We start from the raw sequence: 7,844 nt of genomic DNA, 5'->3' as shown, positions 1-7,844 counted from the left end.
GAGATGATCGCCGCCCGCGACGCGTCGATCGCGTGGAACGCGGCGATCCTCGCAGCGACGGGCTTCTATGCGGGACGCCTCGGTGACGCCGCTTTCGCCGAGCTCTATCCGCACCTCGACGTGCCGACCAGCGGCTCATTCCACCCGCGGGGTCGCGCCGACATCGAGGGCGACACCCTGCGCGTCAGCGGAACGTGGAAGTTCGGCAGCGGCATTCGCGCGAGCGACCACATCCTGGGTGGCGTCGAGGTGTTTGACGGCGGTGTGCAGGTGGTGAAGGACGACGGATCACCGCTCGTCCTGGGTGTCTGGCTACCGCGCGAGCGGGTGGAGCTGCTCGATGACTGGCATGTGATCGGGCTCAAGGGCTCGGGTAGCTCCGGCTACCGCGCAGCGGATGTCGTCATCCCGCGCGCGCACTCGTTCGACCGCTACTTCACTCCGGATCCCGCCGCCGAGCCGCTCAACAAGATCGTCGACCTGCCGTTCTACTCGACCGCCAGCATCGCGGTGGGCATCGCTCAGCACGCGGTGGATCTGGCGGCGGCGTCGCTGTCGACGAAGGGCGCGCCCGACGCGCGCCGCCTCGGCCTGCTCGGCGAAGCCGAGAGCTATGTCCGCGCCGCTCGGGCAGTGGTCTACGCGGGCGTCGAGCGCATCGACGACGTGATCTTCACCGAGGGCGCTCTGCCGAGCGAGTCGGTGATGGCGCGCGGCGACGCCCCGGTCGCCGCCGACATCGCCCGTCGCGTCGTCGACATCTGCGCCGAGCTCATAGGTTCGCAGGTGATCTACGAGAGCGTTCCCTTCGAGCGCCTCATCCGTGACCTCACGGGCGTCGCCGCGCACGCCTCCACCTGGCGGGCGCGCTGGGTGGATGTCGGGCGCACCGTCCTCGCATCGGAGAAACCATGACCGCCCCGATCGTTCCCCCCCTCGACGAAGGGAAAACCATGACAGCATCCACCCCGACAGGGCCCGCGCGCACCCGCGCGGCAGCCCCCGCCCGGCCGAAGCTCAATGTCGTGCCGGTTCGGCACTGGGGGCGAGGCGTCTTCGCTGTCGTCGTCGCGTTCGTGCTGGTCTCGATGATCGGGGGTCTTGCCACCAACCCCAACATCGTCTGGCCGATCGTCTGGGAGTTCCTCTTCAGCCCCGGCATCCTGCAGGGGCTCGCCTCGACGCTGTGGATCACAGTGCTGTCGATGGTCTTCGCCGTCATCCTCGCGGTGATCATCGCCGTCATGCGGATCTCCGACTCGACGATCCTGAGCGGCGTGGCGGCCGGATATGTCTTCATCTTCCGCGGGGTGCCCCTGATCGTCATCCTGATCTTCGTCGGCAACCTGGGTCTGTTCTTCACCGACTTCGCCCTCGGCATTCCCTTCACCGAGGTGCAGTTCGTCTCTGTGCCCGTGCGCGACGTGATGACGCCGTTCCTGGCCTCCGTCATCGGGCTCTCGCTGGCAGGCTCCGGATACATGGCCGAGATCGTGCGCGCGGGGCTGCTCTCGATCGGCACGGGTCAGCACGAAGCGGCCAAGGCCCTGGGACTGGATGGCACGAGGACGCTGCGCTACATCGTGCTGCCTCAGGCCGCGAAGGTGCTGCTGCCCCCGATGGGCAACGAGCTGATCAGCATGTTGAAGGCCTCTGCGATCGTCACCGTCATCGGCGGGGGAGACCTGCTGACCGTGGCGCTCGGCATCTCGGGCGTCAACTTCCGCACGATCGAGCTCCTCATCGTCGCGACGATCTGGTACCTGCTGGTGATCTCGGTGCTGTCCGTGGGGCAGTACTTCCTCGAGAAGCGGATGGCCGCCAAGTGAGCGACGAAGGAGCGACGATGACCGCAGCGCACCCCATGATCGAGGTCGACGGCGTCGACAAGTGGTTCGGCAACAACCAGGTGCTGTTCGACATCGATCTGCAGATCACCGAGGGCGAGACGGTCTGCATCATCGGGCCCTCGGGGTCGGGCAAGAGCACGCTGCTGCGATGCCTCAACCACCTCGAGGAGATCAACACCGGACAGATCCGGGTCGACGGCGACATCATCGGGTATCGCGAGCGGCGCGGACGGCTGCACGAGATGAAGGAGAAGGACGCCTGCGCCCAGCGGGTGGAGATCGGCATGGTCTTCCAGCAGTTCAATCTCTTCCCGCACATGACGGCGCTCGAGAACGTCGCTTTCGCACAGATCAAGATCAAGAAGACTCCCAAGGCCGAGGCGCACGCACGAGCCCGCACGATCCTGGAGCGGGTGGGGCTTGCGGCGCGTGCCGACTTCTACCCTTCGCAGCTCTCCGGCGGACAGCAGCAGCGCGTCGCGATCGCGCGCGCGGTCGCGATGTCGCCCAAGGTGCTGCTGTTCGACGAGCCGACCAGTGCGCTCGACCCCGAGCTGGTGGGCGAGGTGCTCGAGGTCATGAAGGATCTCGTGCGCACATCGGGCATGACGATCGTCGTCGTGACCCACGAGATGGGTTTCGCCCGCGAGGTCGCCGACCGCGTCGTCTTCATGGCCGACGGCCGGATCGTCGAGCAGGGGGAGCCCGCGGCGGTTCTCGATGCCCCGCAGCAGCAGCGCACTCGGGAGTTCCTCTCGGCGGTCATCCGGTGAGCGACGCCGATCTGGCGGGACGCGTGGCGATCGTCGCGGGCGCCACGGGCACGATCGGGCGCGCGGTCTGCATCGATCTGGCGGCGCGCGGTGCCAGGATCGCCGTTCTCTACCGTTCGCGCAGCGACGACGCGGCCGCCCTCGCGGCGGGGCTACCGACGCCGGCCCTCGCGGTGCCGGTCGATCTCGCATCCGACGCGTCGCTCGATGCCGCGCTGATCGCGGTCGAACGCGAGCTCGGGGCGCCCGGCGTTCTGGTGAACACGGTCCACGCCGAGAGCAGAATCGTGCGCGTGGCCGATCTGTCGCGAGCCGATCTCGATGTGCAGTTCGCGTCGGTGGCGGCGCACGCGGCACTCGTCTCGCGCGTGCTTCCGGCCATGCGCGAGACCGCGTGGGGACGCATCGTCTACGTATCGGGTGCCCTGATGGCGCGTCCCCACCCGGGTTTCGGTGCGTACGGAGCCGCCAAGGCGGCGGCATCCGTGCTCACGCGCTACCTGGCGCTCGAGGAGGGACGCGCGGGGATCACCGCGAACATCGTCGCTCCCGGTCGGGTCGTCGACCCGGCCGATGCCGAGGCGCTCGACCCCGAGCGTGCCGCGCTGTCCGCGCGGCTGCTCGAGCGCACCGCCCTGGGAGCCTTCCCCACCCCCGCCGAGGTCGCACGCGCGGTCGGTGATCTCGCCGCGGCCGGCGCGATCACGGGTCAGACCGTGTGGGTCACCGGCGGCGAGCCGATCGCGGCCTGAACGACACCGAAAGGAACTGGCATGACATCCACTCAGACTCAGGCGGCGGACGCCGACCCGGCGGTGTTCGGCCTGCGCGCTCCCGAGACTGCCGAGGCGATCATCGCCAACGCGCACGACCTCCTCCCGCTGATCGCCGAAGAGGCCGACGAGATCGAGCAGGCGGCGCGGTTGACTCCCCGCGCCGCGGCGGCCATGCGTGCGGCGGGCGTGTTCCAGATGGCATTCCCCGCCTTTCGCGGGGGCGTCGAGATGGGGCTGGCACAGCAGGTCGAGGTCACCGCCCTGATCGCAGCGGTCGATGCATCCGCCGGCTGGAACGTCGGTGTGCTCAACGCCACCGGCTACTACGCGGGACGGCTGGGCGATGCCGCCTACGCGGACTTGTATCCCACGCGAGACACCCCCACCAGCGGGGCGTTTCATCCCCGCGGCCGCGCGGAGCGCGTCGACGGAGGCTATCTCGTGACGGGACGATGGGGATGGGGCAGTGGCAGTTACAGCGCCGTGCACATCATCGGCGGTGCCGAGGTCTTCGAGGGTGGCGCACCCGTCCTCGGCGCGGACGGCAAACAGGCGCACCTGGGTCTCTGGCTCCCGCGCCCATCCATCGAGGTCGCCGATGACTGGCAGGTGCTCGGGGTTCGGGGATCGGGCAGCACATCCTATGCGATCACGGAGCCGGCGTTCGTGCCCGAGCATCACGCCTTCGACCGCGAGGCAGTCGACGACCCCTCGGCGGACCCGCTCAACAAGAGCGTCGGCATCTCGCACTTCGCCCTCACCGGTGTGGTGCTGGGCGTCGCCCGCCACGCGGTGCAGATCGCCGGCGAGTTCGTTCGCGACCGCATGGGCGGGGCGTCCGCGGCGAAGGTGGATGCCGCCACCAAGCAGGCCCTCGGCGAGGCCATGGCCGAGGTCGATTTTGCCTACGCGGGAGTGCGCGAGGTCGCACGGCTCACCGACGAGATCATCTTCACGCCCGGCCTGGGCCTGACCCCCCTCCAGCGCGCGCGGATGACTGCGGCGAACGCGGCAGCGGCGAACGCGCTGCGGCGCGCGATGTCGCTGTGCATGGAGGTGGCCTCGGCGACCTACATCCTCGACCGCAATCCGATCCAGCGGGTGATCCGCGACGGGATGAGCGCGCTCGCGCACGCCGGAACCCGTCGAGCGCACCTCGGCGCGGCGGCCGCGGCCGCTCTCGAGAATCCCGGCCTGGGTTTTACCATCCCCGACGATCCCGCGTGGGACGAGGCTCTGCGGTGAACGCCCCCGTCGCCGCGATCTCGCCGGGAAGCGACAGGGTGCGCGTGACGGTCGAGCGCATCGACAAGCCGCGCGGAGCGACCCGCGTCGGGGACTGGTTCGAGGTGCACGGCTCTCGACTCATCCTGCCTCCCGGTCAGGGATTCTGCCCGTACGCGCTCGCCGCGGTGTTCCCCGTGGTCGTGATGCGCCAGGCGGACCTGCCCGCCGACAGCTGGCTCGTACGCAAGCCCTGGATCTGCGGACCCGACGCGGAGGAGAACCTTGTCATGCGCGTCGAGGCCGTGTACGAGTCTGCCGATGCGGGGGCGAGCTCGTGACCGCGCACCGCGTGCGCTGCACGGTCGAGTCGATGAACTACTCGGCGTGCGACATGAAGCGCGGCGACTGGTTCGAGGTGGGTCCGGAGGGCCTCTCGACGGTGGCCAGCGCATGATATTCGGCACGGTCGACGAGTGGCTCGATTCCGCACCCCTGATGCAGTGCCCCGACCCGCCCGAAGCGCTCTGGATGCGGCTCTCGAGGGCGCCCGACTCGGCCGAGGAGAATTCATGAACCGCCCCGTGACCTTCAGTGCGCGCATCGGATCGCCGCTGGGCGTGTCCGACCTCGCCGACCGCGCCGTCTTCGCCGAGGAGATGGGCTTCGATCAGGTCTGGACCGGAAACGACGTGTTCGGCAGGCCGGGACTCGTGCAACTGGCCGCGATCGCGATGCGCACGTCGCGCATCAAGTTCGGATCGGGGGTGATCGACCCTGTCACCCTGCATCCCGCTCAGATCGCCATGTTCGCCTCCGGATTGCAGGATCTGTCCGGGGACCGGTTCCTCCTCGGCCTCGGCGCCGGGTCGGAGGTGTTCTTCTCGTGGGCCGGCATCCAGCCCGACTCGCCGGTCAAGCGCACCCGCGAGGCGGTCGTGGCCATCAAGGAACTCGTGAACGGGCGCTCCCCCGCGGGAGTCCCCGGCGCGCGTGAGGGCTGGACTGAGCAGGCCGTGCTGAAACATTGGCGTCCCACCCCCGTGTACGTCGGGGCGATGGGACCGAAGATGCTCGAGATGACCGGTCGATACGCGGACGGCGCGTTGCCCCTGTGCCTGCCGCCCACGCACGTCTTCAACGTCATCACCCAGCTGCAGACGGGCGCCGCACGGGCGGGCCGCAGCGTCGATGATCTCGACGTCGCCGCCTGCGTATGGGTCTCGATCGCCGATGACCGGGCCGAAGCCCGGCGCCTGATGGCTCACCACATCGCCGAGTACAGCGGATCGCTGTCGGTGGAGGCGTTGCGTCAGAACGACATGGATCCCGATGAGTTCGCCCGTACCCAGCAGCTGATGCTCGAGGGTCGCACCGACGAGGCGATCGCCTCGGTGACCGACGACATGATGCGCCTGGGCATCGTCGGCGGCGTCGACGACGTGATCGAGCAGTGCGGCGCTCTCATCGAGGCGGGAGCGCGCCACATCTCATTCGGCCCGCCGATGGGCCCCGACATCGCGGCGTCCCTCCGTCTGCTCGGCGAGCGCGTGCTCCCCGTCCTGCGCGGCATGCTCTAGCCGTAGCCGCCCCACCACCCCCGATCTCGCGCGTGCGCGAGGACCCCAGAAGGAGAAATCATGCTGTACGTCTATGGCGGCATCCCCGTCGACCCCACCCGTCGCGACGAGGTCGTGACCGCCGCGATCGCCTTCCAGCAGGCGTGCCTCGCCGAAGAAGGCTGTCTCGAGTACAACCTCTCCTGGAACGTGTCGGAGCCGGACTTCTTGCGTCTGATCGAGGTCTGGGAGCCGACCGAGGCGCACGCGGTGCACACGCAGCAGCCGCACGTGCAGGAGTGGACGACGTTCATCTCGGGCGCGGCGACGGCTCCGCCGACGTTCACCAAGTACGTGGTGGATGTCGTCGGCGACTGAGTCGTCGGGGTATTATTTCATAATCAACACGGTCGTCACGCTTGCGCAACACAGCGCTCGTGACGGTGACGACCGCACGCCGAGAGGAGGTGCCGGAATGGGTATCGAGGCCAACACGCGCGACATCGAGTCCGGGATCGTGACCGACCTGCGCGAGCAGATGACCTACGGGTCATACCTCGCGCTCGACACGCTCCTCTCGGCGCAGCATCCGCAGTCGCGCCCCGAGCACCACGACGAGCTGCTGTTCATCATCCAGCACCAGACGACCGAGCTCTGGCTCAAGCTCGTGCTGCATGAGCTGAGGGCCGCGTGCTCGGCGCTCGCGGCGGACGATCTCGCGTCCGCGCTGAAGAAGATCGCCCGCGTCAAGCACATCCAGAAGTCGATGACCGAGCAGTGGTCGGTGCTCGCCACGCTGACCCCGAGCGAGTACGCGCAGTTCCGCGACTTCCTCGCCAACTCCTCCGGCTTCCAGTCGGCTCAGTACCGCGCCGTGGAATTCATCCTCGGAAACAAGCACGCACGGATGCTCGAGGTCTTCGACGGCGAGCCGGGCGCGCGGGCCATGCTGCAGCAGACCCTCGAAGCGCCGAGCCTGTACGACGAGTTCCTGCGCTACCTCTCCCGTCGTGGACATGCGGTGCCGGAGGCGCTGCTCCAGCGCGATGTCACCGTCGCCCACGTCTTCACCCCCGAGCTCGTCAGCGTGTTCCAGCACATCTACGAGAACGAGGCCGAACACTGGGCCGCCTATGAGGCATGCGAGGAGCTCGTCGACGTGGAGGACAACTTCCAGACGTGGCGATTCCGGCATCTGCGCACCGTGCAGCGCACGATCGGCATGAAGACGGGCACCGGCGGATCGAGCGGCGTGGACTTCCTCCAGCGCGCGCTCTCCCTCACCTTCTTTCCCGAACTGTTCGCGGTTCGCACCGAGATCGGACGATCATGACCTCGATCGACACCCGCCCACCGTCGACAGCATCCCTCGCCGCCGTCGACCTCGACGCGCACGATCCGCTCGCGACCTTCCGAGAGCGGTTCGTGGCCTCGGACGACCCGGCCGTCGCCGCCTACCTCGACGGCAACTCGCTCGGCCGGCCCCCGCGCGTGCTCGAGGAGCGTCTGGCCGCCTTCGTGCGCGGCGACTGGGGGACCCGCCTGATCCGCGGATGGGGCGAGGGCTGGTTCGATCTGCCGCTCACGCTCGGTGACCGGATCGCGGCGCAGACCCTCGGGGCCGGTCCCGGTCAGACGATCGTGGGCGACTCGACGACGGTT

10 protein-coding genes and 1 pseudogene are annotated in these 7,844 nt (G+C 68.7%); all 11 read left to right on the top strand.

All coding sequences use genetic code 11. From position 1 onward, the window contains the following. On the top strand, positions 1–915 hold a 915-nt coding region (locus tag DI573_RS13705; RefSeq protein WP_363331372.1), incomplete at its 5' end, for a hypothetical protein. After that, positions 912–1,829, top strand: a complete 918-nt coding sequence (locus tag DI573_RS13700; protein WP_292815425.1) for an amino acid ABC transporter permease — start codon at positions 912–914, stop codon at positions 1,827–1,829. The genes DI573_RS13705 and DI573_RS13700, both read left to right, overlap by 4 nt. A gap of 17 nt (positions 1,830–1,846) precedes the next feature. After that, positions 1,847–2,623, top strand: a complete 777-nt coding sequence (locus tag DI573_RS13695) for an amino acid ABC transporter ATP-binding protein (RefSeq protein WP_292815422.1) — start codon at positions 1,847–1,849, stop codon at positions 2,621–2,623. Next, complete coding sequence (locus DI573_RS13690; RefSeq protein WP_292815420.1) at positions 2,620–3,375, top strand: SDR family oxidoreductase; 756 nt, start codon at positions 2,620–2,622, stop codon at positions 3,373–3,375. The genes DI573_RS13695 and DI573_RS13690 overlap by 4 nt, the downstream gene beginning before the upstream one ends. Positions 3,376–3,396: 21 nt before the next feature. After that, positions 3,397–4,644: an acyl-CoA dehydrogenase family protein gene (locus DI573_RS13685; protein WP_292815417.1), complete on the top strand. Its 1,248-nt coding sequence runs from the start codon at positions 3,397–3,399 to the stop codon at positions 4,642–4,644. Then, entirely contained in the window at positions 4,641–4,964 is a 324-nt protein-coding gene (locus DI573_RS13680) for a TIGR04076 family protein (protein ID WP_292815415.1), read from the top strand. The genes DI573_RS13685 and DI573_RS13680 overlap by 4 nt, the downstream gene beginning before the upstream one ends. Before the next feature lie 112 nt (positions 4,965–5,076). Further along, positions 5,077–5,199, top strand: coding sequence for a hypothetical protein (locus tag DI573_RS13675; protein ID WP_292815413.1), 123 nt, complete (start codon positions 5,077–5,079; stop codon positions 5,197–5,199). Further along, positions 5,196–6,203: an LLM class flavin-dependent oxidoreductase gene (locus tag DI573_RS13670; RefSeq protein ID WP_292815410.1), complete on the top strand. Its 1,008-nt coding sequence runs from the start codon at positions 5,196–5,198 to the stop codon at positions 6,201–6,203. Before DI573_RS13675 ends, DI573_RS13670 begins: the two co-directional genes overlap by 4 nt. A 60-nt stretch (positions 6,204–6,263) precedes the next feature. Next, complete coding sequence (locus DI573_RS13665) at positions 6,264–6,560, top strand: antibiotic biosynthesis monooxygenase (protein ID WP_292815407.1); 297 nt, start codon at positions 6,264–6,266, stop codon at positions 6,558–6,560. 97 nt (positions 6,561–6,657) lie between these two features. Beyond that, positions 6,658–7,515, top strand: coding sequence for a tryptophan 2,3-dioxygenase family protein (locus tag DI573_RS13660; protein WP_292815405.1), 858 nt, complete (start codon positions 6,658–6,660; stop codon positions 7,513–7,515). Continuing rightward, a pseudogene (locus tag DI573_RS13655) lies at positions 7,512–7,844 on the top strand (kynureninase); the annotation flags it as partial. The gene DI573_RS13660 and the pseudogene DI573_RS13655, both read left to right, overlap by 4 nt.

The organism is Microbacterium sp., from assembly GCF_003248605.1.
Classification (GTDB): Bacteria; Actinomycetota; Actinomycetes; order Actinomycetales; family Microbacteriaceae; genus Microbacterium.
This window is presented reverse-complemented; position numbering and strand designations above follow the sequence as displayed.

Coding starts and splice junctions, on each gene's coding strand:
- DI573_RS13685 (WP_292815417.1), top strand. CDS start 3,397: ATGACATCCACTCAGACTCAGGCGGCGGACGCCGACCCGGCGGTGTTC.
- DI573_RS13700 (WP_292815425.1), top strand. CDS start 912: ATGACCGCCCCGATCGTTCCCCCCCTCGACGAAGGGAAAACCATGACA.
- DI573_RS13695 (WP_292815422.1), top strand. CDS start 1,847: ATGACCGCAGCGCACCCCATGATCGAGGTCGACGGCGTCGACAAGTGG.
- DI573_RS13665 (WP_292815407.1), top strand. CDS start 6,264: ATGCTGTACGTCTATGGCGGCATCCCCGTCGACCCCACCCGTCGCGAC.
- DI573_RS13670 (WP_292815410.1), top strand. CDS start 5,196: ATGAACCGCCCCGTGACCTTCAGTGCGCGCATCGGATCGCCGCTGGGC.
- DI573_RS13660 (WP_292815405.1), top strand. CDS start 6,658: ATGGGTATCGAGGCCAACACGCGCGACATCGAGTCCGGGATCGTGACC.
- DI573_RS13675 (WP_292815413.1), top strand. CDS start 5,077: ATGATATTCGGCACGGTCGACGAGTGGCTCGATTCCGCACCCCTGATG.